The organism is Pedobacter antarcticus, assembly GCF_900103515.1.
Classification (GTDB): domain Bacteria; phylum Bacteroidota; class Bacteroidia; order Sphingobacteriales; family Sphingobacteriaceae; genus Pedobacter; species Pedobacter antarcticus.
The window spans coordinates 118,406-138,064 of the sequence record NZ_FNGZ01000004.1 but is presented as its reverse complement, the minus strand read 5'-3'; the positions used below and the strand labels follow the sequence as shown (position 1 = coordinate 138,064).

The following is a 19,659-nucleotide window of genomic DNA, read 5'->3' as shown; positions in this document are numbered from 1 at the left end:
GCAATAAACTATATCTGAGATTCTAGGGAGCGACAATTGTATAAGTGACTGTTGTCGTATAATCGCCGCCTGCTTTATTGAGGAGCTGTGCGGCCTGCGCAGATGGAATACTGTATTTGATACTAAGAAGACGGTCTATGGCAGGTGCTGAAGCATTCATTAGTTTTTGAGCCGTGGCCGATAATATGATGGGCGTTATACCCGACTGACCTGATGCTCCCTCTATCCTGATAAGATTTACCGGTAAGGTATTACCCGAGGTAGATGTGAGCGTGGCTCCGGAAGCTTTAACAGTAATATCGTAAGGAACAGTACTGCTGACCCTCAGATGATTGGTCATTGTTACGCTAACTCCATTTTTATAGTCATTAGCACTGCCAAAAATAAGTTTGACGGCAGGCTGAGATATAATAAGTTCTGACATGCTTGCGACGTTAACCGTTGCATTGCCCGATACTGAAGCTGTTGTTGATTCATTTGTTGTCACCGGAGGAATTGAATATGTTATCGGGAGGGTATAGATTCCTGCCTGAATAAAATTAGTCTTCAAATTGGCTGCAGTAATCGTATAGGCAGGGGCATTTAGATTTTTGTTGCCGATTGGAACAATTACGTTTGTCGCGACGTTCTGATCGGCAGTATTTGGATTGACGGCAGTAAACGTCGGGATCTTAACATTAAGCAATGTGGATACATTCACTGGGACAGGCAGGTTCGGGTAAGTTTTATTGAAACTAAAGTTGGCAGCGGTACTTTTAAGTCGAATATTAGTATTGACGGTTGTAAAATAATTTAAGTTGCCATTTGCAGTAACGCCTGTTGACCTGAATTGATCTAAGGTGTTGACGTTTAAGGCGATGTCCGCTGATGTAGTTTCCATGGTAATAAAAGGAGGAACGACAATATTAATCAATTGATTTGGAGTGCCAATTGAACCCAGAAGACCTGCTAACGAAAAAACAATTGTGTTCGAAAAGGTCCCGGCATGCCATGCATACCCCCCGATTTGAACCCTGTAGTTACTTTTGATAGGTCCGGGAGATACGCTCGCAAGCCCTCCGTAAATTGACTTGGTCTCCGTGTTGGAAGGAAATTGTTCAACGCTTGAACCTAATAATATGAGTGTACCTATACTATAAATTTTTACGAAAAAACGCGAGAGTGGTACTGCAGGGATACTTGTAGCGCCGCTTGATATTGGGAAGTTAGCAAGATTCGATTTTATATTTATATTGGGAACCAGACTTAGCAGACCGTTAAGAGAAGGTCCGCCAATAGCCTCTGCTGTATAGTCTGATTGTGTGCGGATACTAGATTCAGGAAGATTAATTGTTACCTGTGCTATCGCCGTAGTTGTCAGCATAAGGCTGTATATAAGGCTAAGGAGTGTATATAATTTCTTTTTCAGCAACTTTAAGATCATAAGATTTTCCGGCATCTAGTAAGGCTACGGCCAAGTAGTTTCCTTTTAGGTTTGTAGGTAATTCTATATACACCCATTGCGTTGCCTCAGGTAACATCGCCAATGGGACAGCAGCTATCTTGATTTCTTCTCCTGTCTCCTTATTCGTCAATTCCATTCGCACGAAAGCATCTTTATTAATTGCTCCGGTGTTATGAATTTTTAAAGCAACTTTTCTGACTTTAGAGTCGGACTTCAAACCGAAATCTTGAAAATCAATAAACTCCAGATCGCCATGATTTAATGCAGGTGGTATGTAATAGAGCTGAACTCCTACTTCCATTAATACGTTTATACCAATTTTTTTATTAGGGTCATTGTTTTTCTCCTGGGGTGCAATCTGCGTAAAGAACAGCATACTGTTAGTCGTCGCCCTGGCGTCAGTGGGAACATGCATAGTAAGTGCAGCCTGTATAGTTTCTCCAGGGCCAATTGTCACTGTGTTTGTGGTTAGTGAAACCCAGTTTGAATTTGAGTTTGTTTTTGTTCCGGATGCGTAGTAAATTTTAGTTCCCGTACTGTCCCGGTCCCAATCTTGTAACCTGGTGTTAAAGGACAGTTGCTGATCGGAAGAGTTACTGATATTAATGGTCGTACTAAGTGTTTCTCCCGGATTACCTGTTAAAAATATACGGGCCGGGGAAATTGAAAAGCCCTGTGCACTGCTATCCAAAGCGGACGCAAGCACAAGGCCAATACTTGAAAGCAGTTTGAATAATTTCATTGAAACTATAACTGCGTTACCGTATAAAGTACGTTGGTAGTATAATCTGTAGCGGCTGCGGTAATTAAAGCCTGAGAAGCAGATGTTGGAATGTTATAATTAATATCAAATTCTGTTCCTGTAGATGCCGGTGCAGTAGCAACCAGTTGAGCCAGAGTTTGGTCTAATGCCACAGTAGTTGCTCCTGTAACTGCAGGTCTGGCTGCTGTTACAGATATTTGGACGGTACTTAGTGGTACAACTGAAGTACCTGTCGCCGGAGTAAAAGGAGCGTCTGCATTTACGCCCAATGTATAAGCTCTGTTACTAACTACCGTGAAATGATTTACTTTAGGAACATTCGGGCTTGAATTGAAACTCGCAGCAGAGTTGTATTCAAACAATACGGCCGGCGTTCCGCCTAATGTAATAGAGATTGCGTCCTCAATTGAAATTGTAAGCGCTACTGGTCCAGAGGTCGCAGTTTGCGCTTTGGAGTTGATGCTGCACAGTGTAAAAGCTATCGCAATGACAAAGGATGATAAGTACATTTTTTTCATAGGAAATATTATTTACCTACAAATTTAATCAATTGCAATATTCTCAGTTGGGCGTTAAAGACACATTTTGATGTTACTTATTGAATAAGGAAGGAAGTGTAATTTTGAAAGTAGTTCCTTGATTTACAAAGCTTTCTACTTCAATTGTGCCTTTTAAGGACTCAATTTGAGTTTTAGTAATATAAAGGCCTATTCCTTTTCCTTCGACGTGTGTATGAAAACGTTGATTAAGCCCGAATATATTATCCTTATGTTTTTCCATATCAATTCCAACTCCATTGTCTGAAAAAGTTATGATAACTTCTTTACCTGGACCGCAGATAGATGTTATTGATACTTCAAGTAACCTTTCAGGATGGGCATACTTAATCGAATTCGATATCAGATTATTTAATACACTTTCCATATAACTTTTGGTAAAATGTATTGTATCACATTGAAAGTCAGTGTGTATAATAATTCCCAATGTGTGGATTTGTTTGGTGAAATCAAGACATACTTTTCCGAAAGAATCTGATATACTAACTAACTCGGCTTGTTGAATTGGGGTGTTTTGCGCACTGAGCATGTGTACCAGATCTTCGATTGTTTCATCCAGATGTTGAGTGGAATCGCCGAAAAGTTGAATAATAGCCCTGTTATATTCGTCTAATAAATCAAAATTAAGCAAGTCTAGAAGCCCCCGAAGGTTCTTTAATGGTACCCTGAGGTTATGGGAAGTGATGTAAACAAATTGGTTCAGGTATTGATTCTTGGTGGTTAGCTCCCGAATAAGCTGGTCTTTTACACTGTCTTGATTTGCTCTGGATTTAAATTCCCTGAAGTTTACAGCCAGCAGGGAGAGATCGGTGTGGTTGATATTAGGGTTATTCATACCTTTATTGAGGCAAACATCTTGCCACCTGAGAGCCCCAATCTCAAGATAAATTCTTTTAGCAGCGATCTAACCATTCATTTAACTGACTGGCTTCTGCTTCATTTCTTGCCGCTACACTTAGTATATACTCATCTCTTGAACCATCTCCCAGAAATTCCGTATTGGTATTACCCATCAAATCAGTGATACTGTTTAATGGATTGAAAGGTGTCACCCGGATCGAAGATGGTGATACGTTTTTCTCCAGTAGAAACTTAACAGCCGCTTCTGCAATTGCCTCTTCATTATATGTTCTGGTAATTAATTGATAAGGTGTGTTTTCAGAAGATAAGGGTATACGAACCGGTTTTCCAGGTTCATATCCTGGTAATTCATCAAGATAAACGGCAGATATCGATTCTAGTATTACCCTGCTAGTTTGTTCGTCTAATAAAATAGAATCTACAGGATAACAAATTGATCTTGAAACTGCAGCCCATTCGTTGTCACTGAGATCAAGGACCAAATACCGGACGATCGACTCTGTCGTACTAATTAGTAATTCGGTAACAACCCCGACGAAAGATTCGTCGGGGCTGAAAGCTTTCCAACCGATAATATCTGGTTGTCCATCACGAATTTCGTATTCACTTTTACTGATTTCGAGTAATTGAACCAGTTCCGGATGCTGACCCTGTTCCATAGTTTCTGGTGTTAAAAATTTCTGCTGTAAAAGTAAAAGACGAATAAACCGATAAAAATTATGGCCATCAGCCAGTAAAAGTATCCTCTGTATTTTTTCGGTTGGATTTCTAATCTGGTCATGTTATTTATTTTTAAAGGATGAATTGATTTAATGATAGATTTCGGTATGACTAAGGATCTCCGCTCCCGCGTGGTTGCCTTGCTGGATTGCCAAGTCCAGTGCAGTTAAACCGCGGAATTCTACAATATTTGGGTTTGCACCATTTCTTAGCAGGATTTCCATTATATCATTTCTTCCGAACATGGCTGCAAACATCAATGCTGTACCTCCATTACCATGTTGCATATTCAGATCTGCTCCATGCATAATGAGCATTTCTGCGATTTCTGCATAACCTTTAAAACTCACGCCCATTAATGCAGTATTGCCACCGGCATCAACTGAATTGACATCGGCACCCGACTGTAAAAGTAAAGCGGCGGCTTCCGCCTGATTATTATAGCAGGCTATAATTAAAGGGGTATAACCTTTAGCGTCATGTACATTTATTGTATTCCCATTTGTGATCATGGCCTGCAGAAAATGTGTGTCACCAATCCTTGCTGCCTGAAGTAAGTTATCTGTTAAATTTCCCATGATAAAGATTTAATTAGGCTGGAACATCTGGTTTTTTCTCCCTTTCCCAGAACCTGTGCTGGGACACTGCATTAAGAAATTTCTGTACAGGTTGATTTGTGATAACACCGGCAGGCTTACCATTACTTCCATCTGGCAGTAATTGGCTAATCCATTCAGTTCCTTCGGCCTGCGATCCGATAGCTTTACAGTGCTTGAATGCCTCCACTACAAAATGCTGTGCATCTGCTTCCGCCTTGATAGCATTTACGCTTAATTTTCCACCAGGTATATATACTGCGTCAAATAATACCGATGCAGTAGTTAGAAATGTAAAATCTACCTTATGAATTACGCCTTTGTCATCTTTAATATGACCGTTGTGAGTAGCAACTATCTTAGCCTGAGCGGAACCCGCCTGAACAGCTTTAATCAGCTCTTGTAATTGCTCACTATTTACACCATCAGTAGCCAAAACTGCAATTTGTCTGCTTTTTATGGTGTCTTTTATTGTGTTTTCCATACTTAGGGCAGCAGATACTTTAATCTTACTCGATCCCGTTTTGCTTTCATAGTCTTCTTGTGATGCATCTGCAGGTACACTATGATTAATAGGTTTTTCTGGGCCTGAAGGCACTTCCAGACCGAGTGCTTCAGCTACTTTTGAAGCCAGTTCTAAATCTACTTGTGTAAGGATTCCCACCATTCTTTTCCGTATTTCCTCTCTTTCCACTTTACCAAGTTCGAAACGAAGGGCATCAGTCAAATGATTTTTTTCAGCTTCAGACTGGCTGTTGTAAAATAACTTAGCCTGACTGAAATGATCTCGGAAACTTTCACTTCGCGCTCTTATTTTGCGGGCATCTATTCGTTCTTCATACGAACTGAAACCACCATCTGCAACTTTAGCCTGCGCCGGATAGTTTTCCGATATACTATTAGGTTCATAGCTGGTTTTACTGGTATTAATGGTTTGGCGCATATGGCCATCCCGCTGATTATTATGAACACCGTTTATAGGCCTGTTTATTGGGATTTCATGGAAATTTGGGCTGCCTAAACGTGAAAGTTGTGTGTCGGTGTAGGAAAATAAACGACCTTGTAAGAGTGGGTCGTTGGTGAAATCAATGCCTGGTACAATATGTCCCGGGTGAAAAGCAACCTGTTCGGTCTCCGCAAAGAAATTATCCGGATTTCTATTTAAAGTCATCTTTCCGACTGGAATTACAGGAACGAGTTCTTCAGGAATTAATTTTGTCGGATCCAGTATGTCAAAATCAAATTTATGTTCATCCTCTTCAGATATAATCTGTAAGCCTAGTTCCCACTCTGGAAAAGCCCCACTTTCTATCGCGTCCCACAGATCTCGGCGGTGAAAGTCTGGATCATTGCCTGAAATCTTTTTTGCTTCGTCCCAAACCACAGAATGTACACCTAATAAAGGTTTCCAGTGGAATTTAACGAATGAAGATGCACCGGCTTCATTAATTAGTCTGAAGGTATGGACACCGAATCCTTCCATCATTCTAAGACTTCTTGGTATAGCACGGTCCGACATTAACCACATTACCATATGTGTGGATTCGGGCATTAAGGAAATAAAGTCCCAGAAAGTATCATGAGCGGACGCTGCTTGAGGTATCTCATTGTGTGGTTCTGGTTTAACAGCATGGATCAGGTCGGGAAATTTGATTGCATCCTGTATGAAGAATACAGGCATATTATTTCCTACAAAATCATAAATTCCTTCTTCTGTATAAAATTTAACGGAAAACCCACGGACATCTCTGGCCAGATCTGTCGAACCTCTGGAGCCTGCGACAGTAGAAAACCTGACAAATACCGGTGTCTTACGAGAGGTATCTGTTAGAAATCCGGCTTTTGTATAGTTTTGTTGTGATTCATAGAGCTCAAAAATTCCATGTGCACCTGATCCTCTTGCATGGACAATCCGCTCCGGGATCCTTTCATGATCGAAATGCGTAATTTTCTCACGCATGATAAAGTCTTCCAGTAAAGTCGGGCCTCTTTCGCCGGCTTTCAAAGAATTCTGATTGTCATTAATCTTTAAGCCCTGGTTCGTACTTAGGTGCTCTTGATCACCGTTTTCCGAGAAGGGTTGCAGTTTATCAACTTTTTCATTTTGACTGTTTTTTTTATCATTTTCTTTCATGACCGAAGAGATTTGAGTTCAGCTGCTTAACAAAGCCATAACAAGGAATGTTTCAAATCTTTCAATATTATAATATGAATGGGACAGACGTTTGAAACTTATTTCAAAATTGAAACATTAGAAGAGTAATTATGTTAATGTGATGTCTACCGATGAAAAATAGTGAAGGGCCGGATTGCGTATGCAACCGGCCCTTCTTTTTGTGGATATCAACATGTTTTCCACAGGGAAATGTGGAAAACCCTAAATTGCTGATATAGTATATTTTGATTTAAATTATTGGATCACTACACCATCTTCCCCAATTTTAATTGAAGCGGTTTCTTCTCCTTTTTTTGCATCTACCTGATAATAAGTCGGTTTATTTGCTTCCGTTATTTTGAAAGCCCCTGTGGGTGCCCAGTCTTTATACTGGTCTCCTGATAAGGTTGATTTTACTGCGTCTGGAAGCTCTTCAATTTTAACGGGAGTTTTAGTACTGCTATCCTGCTGCGCAATAATAGCAACAGGTGTACTTACTTCTGATGCTTTTACTGTAGAAACTCCTGCAAACGCTAAAATGGCTGCACCTAAGATTAAATTTTTCATAATGGTAGTTTTTTATAGAATTCCTGTTTTTTGGTATGATTACTGTGTACAGGGCATCAATTGGTTAAAATGATTGTTGCTATGCCCAGCGTAGTGTTCATAATAATGCCTTGTTGCTAGAATTATAGTAAACACTTGATATTCAGCAGTTTAATTGTTGCCCGTTTTGGAAGGTAGTGTAGATAAATTCCACACTTTGTCCATATAGGTAGCATTAAAATAACTTTCTGTGTTTCAGTAGGGTTACATCAATAAATTAGGGTTTAAATACCTGAAAAAAAACATTGAATTTGAAGTAGCAGAATTTCTAGAATTGTTTAGCTTTACAAAAATTTTTATAAAAGTATGTGTGGAATAGTAGGATATATAGGACATAGACAGGCTTGGACAGTGGTCCTGAAAGGCCTCAAGCGATTAGAATACCGTGGATATGATAGCGCAGGTATTGCATTAATTAACGAAGCCGGAGACTTAAATATTTACAAAAAAGCCGGTAAAGTTGTTGAACTTGAAAAATACAGTACAGATAAAGATAAATCTGGTACTATTGGAATGGGACATACCCGTTGGGCTACCCATGGTGAGCCTTCGGATAGGAATTCTCATCCACATATATCCAATAATGGTAGATTATCTATCATCCATAATGGAATTATAGAAAACTATTCAGTTCTTAAAGAAGAGCTGTTAACCAGGGGACATGAATTTAAAAGCGATACTGATACTGAAGTATTGATTCACCTGATAGAAGAAATTTATAAACTGGAAAATGTTGACTTGCTGGAAGCAGTTAGACTTGCTTTGCAGGAGGTGACTGGTGCTTACGCGATTGTAATAGTTGATCAGGATAATCCGGATCAGTTAATTGCTGCCCGTAAAGGAAGTCCAATGGTAATTGGTGTAGGCGAAGGTGAATATTTCATTGCATCAGATGCTTCTCCTATTATAGAGTACACTAAAAATGTAATCTATATGAACGACAACGAGATCGCTCTGGTAACCAGAGAGGAACTGTTGGTGAAAAGATTAGACAACGTGGTTCAGACACCCGTTATCCAGGAGCTTGAAATGAAACTTGACATGCTTGAGAAGGGCGGTTACGAACATTTCATGCTCAAAGAAATATATGAGCAAAGCAGATCAATCCGTGATTGTATGCGTGGTCGTATCTACCCTAATGAGGGTTTGGTGCAGCTAGGTGGTATAAAGGAGTATGCTGATAAGCTTAAAAATATTGATAGAATTATTATCGTAGCATGTGGAACCTCATGGCATGCCGGTCTGGTTGGCGAGTATCTGATTGAAGAATATGCCCGCATACCGGTGGAAGTTGAATATGCTTCTGAATTCCGCTACCGTAATCCAATTATTACTGAGAAGGACGTCGTAATTGCAATTTCCCAATCCGGTGAGACTGCAGATACGATGGCTGCTATAGAGATGGCTAAGGAAAAAGGAGCGACCATCTTCGGTGTTTGTAATGTAGTTGGGTCGTCTATTCCACGTTTGACTCATGCAGGGGTTTATACCCACGCCGGACCAGAAATTGGTGTTGCTTCTACAAAAGCATTTACTGCACAAGTAACGGTCTTGACGCTGATGGCGTTCTATATGGCTCAGCAAAAAGGTACTTTAACCCAGGCTAAATTAGTTGAATTACTAACTGAACTGGACTGCATTCCTGATAAGGTAGCGAAGGCCTTGGAATCAAACGCGCTTATAGAAGAAATTGCTGCTAAGTTCAAAGATTCCCGTAATTGTCTTTTCCTCGGACGTGGAAGTGGTTTCCCGGTAGCTCTTGAAGGTGCATTAAAACTGAAAGAGATCTCATATATCCATGCTGAAGGTTATCCTGCTGCAGAAATGAAACATGGTCCAATTGCTTTGATTGATGAAGAGATGCCAGTTGTAGTTATTGCAACGAAAAACTCTTCTTACGAAAAGGTAATTAGTAATATTCAAGAAGTAAAAGCCAGAAAGGGTATCGTTCTCGCTATTGTTACCGAAGGCGATACAGAAGTGCGTAAAATGGCTGATTACTGTATTGAAATTCCAGACTCAAGTGAAGCGTTTTTACCTCTGCTAGCTACAATTCCATTACAGTTATTGTCTTATCACATTGCATTGATGAGAGGTTGTAATGTAGATCAGCCGAGAAATCTGGCTAAATCTGTTACCGTAGAATAGTATAGCTAATCTAAATTTTTAAAGAGGTCGTATCATTGATAAAATGATCGACCTCTTTTTTTTTCACAATTAGTTCTTTAGGCCATAGCGATGTTTGAACTTAAGAGCTGCCTGACCTTAACCATGTTGTTAATTCCTGAAATAAGTATACCGGTTAGCTCGCTTTACGCTAAAAGGCTATTGAGCCGGTATTGATAGGGTGTTCAGTCGGTCATTGGGTATATCAACACCGACTCAACACCGTATCAATACCCTATCAATACCGTCTCAAGCTTTAACAATATCCGAATGTGAATGCAGATTCCATACTTTTTCAACGAAAAAAAAGGTCGGAAAGAATTCTTTCCGACCTTTTTTGGTCTTAATCCGATAAATAAGTTAGGATGCTATTGTTGCGGTTGTTCTGCTTACAGTCATTTTGCGGATAGTCTGCATAATTGCCTGTTTATCGTAACCACATATATTCCATAGCTCTGCCTGCTCTCCATGCTCAATGAATTCATCTGGAATTCCCAGACGTACAACCTGAACATGATAGTTATGGTCAGCCATAAATTCTAACACTGCTGAACCCATTCCGCCTTGGAGGCAACCGTCTTCAACGGTAATTATTTTCTGGTATCTTTTGCATACATCATGCAATAAAACTTCGTCAAGAGGTTTAACAAAACGCATGTCATAATGTGCAGGATGTATACCTTCACTATTTAGCTCTTTGCAGGCCTGTACAGCGAAATTGCCAACATGTCCTATCGTAAGAATTGCGACATCTTCACCATCGCATATTTTCCTGCCTTTACCAACTTCCATCGCTTTTAACGGGCGCTTCCAGTCTGTGAGCACGCCATTTCCTCTTGGGTAACGAATAGAAAAAGGACCTTGATCTTCCAGTTGAGCTGTAAACATCATGTTTCTTAACTCTTCTTCGTTCATAGGCGCAGAAACAATCATGTTTGGTATGGAGCGCATATAAGCGAGGTCGTAAGCACCATGATGTGTTGCACCATCTGCACCTGCAAGACCTGCGCGGTCAAGGCAGAAGACAACATTAAGGTTCTGTATAGCAACGTCGTGAATTACCTGGTCATATGCCCTTTGCATAAAACTGGAATAAATATTACAGAAAGGAACAAGTCCCTGAGTAGCCAGGCCAGCTGAGAAGGTAACTGCATGCTGTTCGGCAATACCGACATCAAATGCACGTTCAGGCATCGCTTTCATCATGATGTTCATGGATGAACCGGAAGGCATAGCTGGTGTAATACCTACTATTTTTTTATTTTGTTCTGCGAGTTCGACCAACGTATGGCCGAATACGTCCTGATATTTTGGTGGCTGAGGTTTGTCAGGTAGAGATTTTTTAATCTCACCAGTAATTTTATCGAACAGACCGACTGCGTGCCATTTGGTTTGATCTTTCTCCGCTAGCGCGAACCCTTTGCCTTTTACAGTTACACAATGCAGTAGTTTTGGGCCAGGAATATCTTTCAGATCTTTTAGGATAGCTGCCAGGTTTTTAACGTCATGACCATCTACAGGTCCGAAGTAACGGAAGTTAAGCGCTTCAAAGAGATTACTCTGTTTGAGCAGAGTACCCTTAATACTTTTCTCAATCTTCTTTACAAATTTATGGGCGTTAGGTCCGAGTTCCGATAATTTAATCAGTACACTGGAAATATCATCTCTGAAGCGATTGTAAGACTTCGACGTTGTAATGGTCGTTAGATATTCCTTTAATGCACCAACATTGGGGTCAATGGACATACAGTTATCATTGAGGATAACCAGCAGATTAGAGTTTTCAATCCCTGCATGGTTGAGCCCTTCAAATGCCAGGCCTGCAGTCATAGCACCATCTCCGATAACAGCTACATGCTGCCTGTCATTTTCTCCTTTGTAGTGGGATGCAACAGCCATACCTAAAGCTGCAGAAATAGAAGTTGAAGAATGCCCTACGCCAAATGTATCATATTCGCTTTCTGAGATTTTCGGGAAGCCGCTGATACCGTTGAGGATCCGGTTCGTATGAAATAAATCCTTACGGCCGGTAAGAATCTTATGTCCGTAAGCCTGATGGCCGACGTCCCAGACTAATTTGTCATAGGGTGTGTTTAATACATAATGCAGGGCTACTGTAAGCTCTACAACACCTAAACTGGCACCAAAATGACCGCCATTCGTGCTCACTACATCTATGATATATTGGCGCAGTTCCTGACTGATCTGTTCCAGGTCTTCTTCTTTATACTGCTTAAGATCAGCAGGATAATTTATGTTCGGTAGTAATGGAGAGTTGAAGTTTTCCATGTAATTTTTAGTAGACAACAATATACAAAGTACGGTATTATTGTTAATAAAACCGCAAACTATTAGGCAATAAGGTTGCCAGAACTGATTCGAATTGATTAAATGCGTTTTTTGGCTGTTATTTTAAGCTAAAAATTGATTAATTTTACGAAAATATACTTTGATAAATGGAACGAGATACTTTAATTTTTGATTTGATTGACAGGGAATTAGACCGTCAGGAAAATGGCCTTGAACTGATTGCTTCAGAAAATTTTGTGAGTAAGCAGGTAATGGAAGCTGCGGGCTCAGTATTAACTAATAAATATGCCGAAGGTCTTCCGGGCAAACGTTATTATGGCGGTTGTGAAGTTGTCGATGAGGTTGAGAAAATTGCAATAGACCGTGCTAAACAGTTATTTAATGCAGCTTGGGTAAATGTTCAGCCACATTCTGGTGCACAAGCAAATGCCGCAGTAATGCTGGCAGTATTGCAGGCAGGAGATAAAATCCTGGGTTTTGATCTTTCACATGGGGGACACCTTACACATGGTTCACCTGTTAATTTCTCTGGAAAATTATATCAACCGTTATTCTACGGTGTTGTTAAAGAAACCGGTAGAATTGATTACGCAAAATTGGAAGAAGTAGCTTTGGCAGAACGTCCGAAACTAATTATTTGTGGAGCATCTGCCTATTCCAGAGAGTGGGATTACGCATTTATCCGTAGTGTAGCTGATAAAATTGGTGCTTTGGTGTTGGCTGATATTTCTCATCCGGCCGGCTTTATTGCACGTGGATTGTTAGAGAACCCACTACCACACTGCCATATAGTGACTACAACTACCCATAAAACATTACGTGGCCCTCGTGGCGGAATGATAATGATGGGTAAAGATTTCGAAAATCCTTTCGGACTGAAAACGCCTAAAGGTGAGACCAGAATGATGTCTTCAGTTTTGGACATGGCTGTATTCCCTGGTACACAAGGTGGTCCGCTTGAGCACATTATTGCGGCTAAGGCGATCGCTTTCGGTGAGGCACTTTCAGATGATTATCTGGTTTACATTAAACAAGTGCAGTCCAATGCTCAGGCGATGGCTAAAGCTTTTGTAAGCAGAGGTTATGGTATTATTTCAGGAGGTACAGACAATCACTTAATGCTTATCGATCTTCGAAATAAAAATATAACAGGTAAGGTTGCTGAAAATGCACTTGAAAAAGCAGATATTACTGTAAATAAGAACATGGTGCCTTTTGATGACAAATCACCCTTTGTTACTTCAGGTATCCGTGTAGGAACTGCTGCGATTACTTCCAGAGGATTTAAAGAAGCAGATATGGAGAAAATTGTAGACCTTATCGATCAGGTAATCAGTAATCCTGAAGATGAAGCACACCTTGCAGCTGTAAAAAGCCAGGTTATTGCTCTGGTATCCGATTTCCCACTTTATAAATAATAATTAATTGCAGGTCCAGCATGTCTCTCAGTTCAGGTTTATATTCAGGTGGCGATAGAAATTTACACGCTGCAGATGCAGTGGGTTCCGGATATGCTGCTGAAGACAAATCTTTCGAAAGGCTAACCCAGCTTACTTCTGCAATTTTTAATATACCCATTGTCTGTATCACCTTATTGGATAAAGACAGGCAATGGGTTAAATATTCGAACTGCGTTATCCCGCAGGATATCTCTATCGAAAATTTTCTATGCCGCTATACACTCAATAACCTTGAGCTTTTTGAAGTTCCGGATGCATTAGAAGATAACAGATTCTCTAATCTGCGGCTGGTAACTCAGGAACCATTTGTTCGTTATTACGCAGGAGTTCCATTGACAGATGCCAAAGGCGAAGTTTTTGGTACACTTAGCCTGTTTGATATCAAACCCCGCGAACTTCATGAAGATCAGAAAGAAATTCTAATGGGTCTGGCTAGTCAGGTCATGGTTACAATTGAACTGGTTAAGAAGCAACAATTACTGGATTATAATACCTGGCGTTTTCAGGAATTACTTGAAATAACGAAGGTTTCACCTGAGATCCACTGCGTAATGGATTTTAATGGCAAAATCAGATATATCAATGAGGCGGTAACTAGCTTGCTGGATTATGATATTGAGGAGGCCATGAATTTGAATCCGCTTCATATTTGCTATGAAGACGATATTCCGCTGATGCTTGAGACCATCCGAAAAGTTTTTAAAGGGAGGGAAAGAGAATTCAGAGTTGACTTTCGTCTGGTGACTAAAAAGAATACAGTGAAATGGATCAGCTGGAACCTTGTCGCTAAAAGTAACCGCCTTTATATATATGGACGGGACATTACTGTAAGTAAAAGAGTAGAGGCGGAGCTGACCAAATTATCTTTTGTGGCTAGTAAGGTGAATAATGGTGTGATTATCAACGATGCTAATAACCGGGTGACCTGGGTTAATGATGCTTTTGAAAAAATCACAGGGTTTACTCTTGAAGATTTGAAAGGGAAAAGACTTGGCGATATGATCAATGGCCCCAATACAGATTTAGCACTTCTGGAAAGAGTGAGAGAACTGACCGAGCAGCGGCAGTCCTTCACGATTGACATGCTGGCTTATCGGAAAGACAAACAAGAGATCTGGTTATCTGTATATAATACAGTCGTGATGAATGATCAGGGCGAGGTCGATACCGAAGTGGAAATTATTATTGACATTACAGAGAAAAAGAGAGCTGAAAAAGAGCTTCAGGTACTTTCGCTGGTAGCTAGCAAGACTGATACAGGAGTTAGCCTTCAGGATAAGGAAGGGAATATAACCTGGGTTAATCAGAGTCTGGAAAGACTAACTGGTTACTCTTTGGAGGAACTTCGTGGAAGGATGCTGGGAGATGTAATTTCCTCACATTTTGAAGATCAGGAACTGATAGCTGATGCGCGAGCTAAAAGCAAAAATAATCAAAGTTATACCATCGAAGTTCTTGCTGAGAAGAAAGATGGTTCTGCTGTCTGGCTGTCTGTCTCGAATACACCTATTATCGATAGTAAGGGGGTTGTAGAAAGACAGATCGAACTGATTTCTGATATCACGCAACGTAAACAAGTGGAAAAGGAGACTATTGAAGCGAAGGAGCAAGCATTGAAGCTGAGTCAGGCAAAAGAAATGTTCCTTTCAGTAATGAGCCACGAAATTCGCACGCCATTAAACGCGGTGATAGGAATGACTCATTTACTATTAGATAACGACCCCAAATCGTCTCAGATTGACGACTTGAATTTGCTTAAATTCTCCGGGGAGAACCTTTTGCATATCATAAATGATATTCTTGATTTTACTAAGATGGAAACAGGTAAAATGGAACTCGAAGTCTTTCCTTTCAACCTGAAAACACTAGCTAATGATATTATCAATAGTTTACAGGTAAACGTCAGGAAGAGGGGAAACGAATTGGTGCTTAAATATGATCCTGCTATTCCTGATATGCTAACCGGCGACAAAAGCCGTTTATACCAGGTTTTGATGAATTTTCTGGGTAATGCTATTAAATTTACAGATCACGGCGTGGTTCAGTTGAGAATGATGCTGCTCGAAAATCATGAGCGAAAGGTCAAAGTGCGTTTTGAAATAGAAGATAATGGGATTGGAATTCCTAAGGATAAACAGCATTATATATTTGAGGTTTTTACGCAGGCTAAAACGGATATATCCCGCAAGTATGGTGGAACAGGATTAGGGCTCGCAATTACCAAAAAACTGTTGAAGCTTTTTAATTCAGAAATAACTGTTGAAAGTGAGGAAGGCCAGGGTACGACCTTCAGCTTTGAAATTACTTTTAATAAAGCTGCAGAACAGTCCGATCAACCTGGTTTGGACAACGGAATATCTATATTTATAGGCAGACGGATTCTTGTTGTCGACGACAATGACATCAATATTTTAATTGCGAAAAGAATTCTTAGTAAATGGGGGCTAGAAGTAGAATCTGCAATCAATGGTTATGAAGCCATTGAAAAGATCATGAAAGAAAACTTTGACCTGATATTTATGGATATAAAAATGCCGGGAATTGACGGTTTTGAAACGACGAGTATAATACGAGATATTCGTGGAGATTATTACAAATCTTTACCGATTATAGCACTTACCGCTTCCACTTTGAAAAATGATCACTTTAAATTTATTCAATGCGGAATGAATGGACATGTTCTTAAACCATTTAATCCTGATGAGATTAAGAATTTGCTGTATGATGTTTTTTCAGAACAATACCCTCTTTATCAGAAAGATTGAGGCTATCCTATAAAAGGATAAAGGGCCGATATTCCCATTAGAAATATCGACCCTTACCATCTAAATTAACGCTCTCATATATATAAACGGCACTTATTACGATTTATTCTGTTAACCGGTTTTTTATTTATTGTAGCACTTTAATTGCGAGTAATGCAGAATCAGGATGTCCAGGCGAGGGCAGCGATACTGATTCGACTGAAGCCTCTTTCCTGTAAAGTTCTTGCACAGGATTCCAGTGTTGCGCCAGTGGTAACTACGTCGTCTACAATTAAGATGGAGAATTCCTGATTTTCCTCAGCTTTTGATATAAAACCGTCCTTTACATTTAAGTATCGTGCGTACCGGCCTTTTCTGGTTTGTGTGCTTTTACTTTTTCCCGTTTTAAGCAGGTCTTCACGTACATGACTGTTTGCGGCGTCTGCCACACCATTGGCGATATATGTACATTGGTTATAGCCGCGGCTTCGTATTTTTGAGGCACTGCCTGGCACTGGTACGATAAAATCAGGGACTTCGAATATATGGGATTGTTTTATCGTTAATCCGAGCATGAAACCCATTTGATAAGCAAGGTCCGACTGACCTTTATATTTTAATTGATGAATTATTTTTCTTGCTTTTCCGCATCGCTTAAAATATAGTAAAGCAGTGGCTTGCTGCAGCATAACCCTACCCCAGAATAATCTGTAGAGTGGGTTGTTTTTATAAAATTCAAACCGCGTAAGGGGCAGGTCGTACAAGCAGTATATGCAGATATGCCTTTCTGATGTCTGCAATACTATGGAACATGCGCTGCAATATCTTGGCAAGAGGAGTTCCAGTAAGTCAGAATATATAGAAGTAAAAAGGGGCATCTACGAATGTACTGCCCCTTTTTATTATAATGTTAACCTCATTTAGTTTTGTTCTTCTTTTACAGCCAGTTGTCCGCAGGCAGCGTCAATATCTTTACCGCGGCTTCTTCTGATATTTGTATTTACACCCTGGCTTTTAAGATATTTTGCAAAGGCATCTATTTTATCTCCTTCTGCGTTGATGAAATCCGCAAATTGAATAGGGTTATATTCAATCAGGTTTACCTTGCAGGGAACATGTTTACAGAACCTGGCTAAATCCATTGCATCCTGAATTTCGTCATTGAAATTATTGAATACTATATATTCATAAGTAACAGGATTCTTAGTTTTTGCGAAATAATATTTTAAAGCATCAGCCAGTGCCTTCAGTGAATTATGTTCTGATATTGGCATAATTTCATTTCGTTTTACATCGTCTGCAGCGTGTAAAGACAAGGCAAGGTTAAACTTTGCACCGTCGTCCCCAAGTTTACGGATCATCTTAGCGATACCTGCAGTAGATACAGTGATTCTTTTATAAGACATATTCAGGCCATCCGGAGCGGTAATGCGCTCAATGGATTTCATCATATTAGCATAGTTCAGGAGCGGTTCGCCCATACCCATGTATACAATGTTTGTAAGCGGGAGTTTGTAATTGAGTTTAGCCTGCTGGTCAATAAGGACGACCTGATCATAGATCTCATCTGCATTGAGATTCCGTTTTCTGTCCATGTAGCCAGTTGCACAAAATTTGCAGGTAAGACTGCAGCCAACCTGTGAACTTACACAGGCAGTCATTCTCTCTTCCATCGGAATTAGCACACCTTCTACAATGTTTCCATCGTATAAACGGAATGCATTTTTAATGGTGTGGTCATTGCTGAATTGCGACTGATGCACCGACACGACATTGATAGCATAATTTTCATCAAGCTTCTTGCGAAGATCTTTAGAGAGGTTGCTCATTTCTTCAAATGAACGCGCAGATTTTTCCCATAACCATTGGTAAACCTGTTTAGCGCGGTAGGCCGGTTCTTTCATTTCCGCGAAATGCTGTTGTAATTCGGGAAGGTCCAGAGAACGAATATCGATTTTTGTAGTTGCAACCATTTGATGCAAAAATACTTAAAAATAATTATAAAAATAGTAAACACGCAGGTAATCAGCCCGTTTAGTGGGCTGATAAATAATCCGGATGTCAAGTTTTTTAGCTTAGCGCTTTGGACTTTTGACTTTTGCACCAGGTGCGCCTTGTCTGCCCTTACCGGGTTTTACAGGCCTGCGGCTTGGTCCGTTGCTTTTATTCCAGTCTGTAGCTGCGGCTGCCGGTGCTTGAAATGAAGAACCACCCGATGCTGGTTTGCCTGAACGAGGAGAAGAAGGTCCTTTGCCACCTCTTGCAGTACGTCCGGCAGGTATAGATTTACCTTTTCCTGGTGCTGACGGGCGCTTTCTTCCGGATTTTGGCGTAACGTTTACCAAATCTTCCTCTACTGCTTTTTCTTTTGATTTTTTTACAACTCTTTTTGGCGCTGCACTTCCACTTGATTTGGCGATCATCTGGTTAATTTCGGCCTGTTCCTCCGATGTGAGCTCACGCCATTCTCCGACAGGTAAACCTTTCAGACTGATGTTCATAATTCTCACTCTTTCCAGTTTGGTCACTTCAAATCCGAAATGCTCGCACATTCTTCTGATCTGTCTGTTGAGGCCCTGAACCAATGTGATTCTGAAAATGAAAGGACTTTCTTTAACAACCTTACATTTTTTAGTCATCACGCCTAATACGGGAACACCTTTAGCCATATTTGTAAGGAACTGTTCTGTAATAGTTTTATTGACCGTTACGACATATTCTTTTTCATGACTATTTCCGGCACGAAGGATTTTGTTAACCAAATCCCCGTTATTGGTCATGAATATAAGGCCTTGAGAATCCTTATCCAGCCTTCCGATTGGAAAAACGCGTTCACTATAATTAACGTAATCTACTATATTACTTTTTACGTCTGCTTCTGTCGTACTGGTTATCCCTACCGGTTTATTGAAAGCGAGCAGAACTGAATTCTCTGCTTCTTTAGGTTCAATAGTTTGTCCGTTTACAGAAACTACATCTCCAAAAAAGACTTGGTCTCCAACCTTGGCTTTTCTTCCATTAATAAATACATTTCCCTGTTCAATGTATCTGTCTGCTGCTCTCCTAGAGCACAGGCCGCTTTCGCTGATGTATTTATTTAATCGGGTTGTAGGATCGGACATAATTTTATTTAAAATAATATTTCGCAAAAATAATCAATTTATACAGCATTTACTGTATATGAGCTGTTGTTTAACGAATAAGTGTGTTTACATGCTATTTTTTACCTTTTTTATGCTAATTAAACGAATCTGATAAAGAAGTATATTTATTGTGC

At 40.0% G+C, this 19,659-nt stretch carries 15 protein-coding genes; 3 read left to right on the top strand and 12 right to left on the bottom strand.

Features of this window, described 5'->3' with window-relative positions; genetic code table 11:
* Positions 1–22: 22 nt before the first annotated feature.
* The 8 genes from BLR53_RS10515 to BLR53_RS10480 form a co-directional block, all read right to left on the bottom strand.
* A complete protein-coding gene (locus BLR53_RS10515; RefSeq protein WP_143007861.1) occupies positions 23–1,363 on the bottom strand; it encodes a hypothetical protein in 1,341 nt (446 codons plus the stop codon).
* Positions 1,364–1,379: 16 nt separating this feature from the next.
* On the bottom strand, positions 1,380–2,186 hold the full coding sequence (locus BLR53_RS10510) for a fimbrial biogenesis chaperone (protein WP_083332050.1): 807 nt from the start codon (positions 2,184–2,186) through the stop codon (positions 1,380–1,382).
* 5 nt (positions 2,187–2,191) lie between these two features.
* Entirely contained in the window at positions 2,192–2,725 is a 534-nt protein-coding gene (locus BLR53_RS10505; RefSeq protein WP_074589417.1) for a hypothetical protein, read from the bottom strand.
* A 73-nt stretch (positions 2,726–2,798) separates the two neighbouring features.
* The gene (locus tag BLR53_RS10500) at positions 2,799–3,599 is read right to left on the bottom strand and encodes a sensor histidine kinase (protein WP_074589415.1); all 801 of its coding nucleotides are present in this window, start codon (positions 3,597–3,599) and stop codon (positions 2,799–2,801) included.
* Positions 3,600–3,657: 58 nt separating this feature from the next.
* The gene (locus tag BLR53_RS10495) at positions 3,658–4,284 is read right to left on the bottom strand and encodes a PRC-barrel domain-containing protein (protein ID WP_074589413.1); all 627 of its coding nucleotides are present in this window, start codon (positions 4,282–4,284) and stop codon (positions 3,658–3,660) included.
* Between the two features lie 150 nt (positions 4,285–4,434).
* Positions 4,435–4,923, bottom strand: coding sequence for an ankyrin repeat domain-containing protein (locus BLR53_RS10490; RefSeq protein WP_037439215.1), 489 nt, complete (start codon positions 4,921–4,923; stop codon positions 4,435–4,437).
* 13 nt (positions 4,924–4,936) lie between these two features.
* Entirely contained in the window at positions 4,937–7,075 is a 2,139-nt protein-coding gene (gene katE / locus BLR53_RS10485; RefSeq protein WP_074589411.1) for a catalase HPII, read from the bottom strand.
* A gap of 276 nt (positions 7,076–7,351) precedes the next feature.
* Positions 7,352–7,663, bottom strand: coding sequence for a hypothetical protein (locus BLR53_RS10480; protein WP_037439219.1), 312 nt, complete (start codon positions 7,661–7,663; stop codon positions 7,352–7,354).
* Between the two features lie 345 nt (positions 7,664–8,008).
* Here BLR53_RS10480 and glmS point away from each other — a divergent pair, with 345 nt between their 5' ends.
* A complete protein-coding gene (gene glmS, locus BLR53_RS10475) occupies positions 8,009–9,850 on the top strand; it encodes a glutamine--fructose-6-phosphate transaminase (isomerizing) (protein ID WP_037439221.1) in 1,842 nt (613 codons plus the stop codon).
* Between the two features lie 378 nt (positions 9,851–10,228).
* Here the strand turns inward: glmS and dxs are convergent, their stop codons facing one another.
* The gene (dxs, locus tag BLR53_RS10470) at positions 10,229–12,157 is read right to left on the bottom strand and encodes a 1-deoxy-D-xylulose-5-phosphate synthase (RefSeq protein WP_037439222.1); all 1,929 of its coding nucleotides are present in this window, start codon (positions 12,155–12,157) and stop codon (positions 10,229–10,231) included.
* Between the two features lie 167 nt (positions 12,158–12,324).
* On the opposite strand from dxs, the gene glyA reads away from it, so the two are divergent.
* Both glyA and BLR53_RS10460 read left to right on the top strand, forming a co-directional pair.
* Positions 12,325–13,596 (top strand): serine hydroxymethyltransferase, encoded by a 1,272-nt coding sequence (gene glyA, locus BLR53_RS10465; RefSeq protein ID WP_037439223.1) that lies wholly within the window; start codon positions 12,325–12,327, stop codon positions 13,594–13,596.
* A gap of 20 nt (positions 13,597–13,616) precedes the next feature.
* Positions 13,617–16,403 (top strand): PAS domain S-box protein, encoded by a 2,787-nt coding sequence (locus BLR53_RS10460; protein WP_074589409.1) that lies wholly within the window; start codon positions 13,617–13,619, stop codon positions 16,401–16,403.
* A 161-nt stretch (positions 16,404–16,564) separates the two neighbouring features.
* Here BLR53_RS10460 and BLR53_RS10455 read toward each other — a convergent pair whose 3' ends face one another.
* From BLR53_RS10455 to rluF, 3 genes are all read right to left on the bottom strand, one after another.
* Positions 16,565–17,071, bottom strand: coding sequence for a ComF family protein (locus BLR53_RS10455; protein ID WP_083401134.1), 507 nt, complete (start codon positions 17,069–17,071; stop codon positions 16,565–16,567).
* Positions 17,072–17,302: 231 nt separating this feature from the next.
* On the bottom strand, positions 17,303–18,355 hold the full coding sequence (rlmN, locus tag BLR53_RS10450; RefSeq protein ID WP_037439227.1) for a dual-specificity RNA methyltransferase RlmN: 1,053 nt from the start codon (positions 18,353–18,355) through the stop codon (positions 17,303–17,305).
* Positions 18,356–18,457: 102 nt separating this feature from the next.
* Positions 18,458–19,504 (bottom strand): 23S rRNA pseudouridine(2604) synthase RluF, encoded by a 1,047-nt coding sequence (gene rluF / locus BLR53_RS10445; protein WP_037439229.1) that lies wholly within the window; start codon positions 19,502–19,504, stop codon positions 18,458–18,460.
* Positions 19,505–19,659 lie beyond the last annotated feature (155 nt).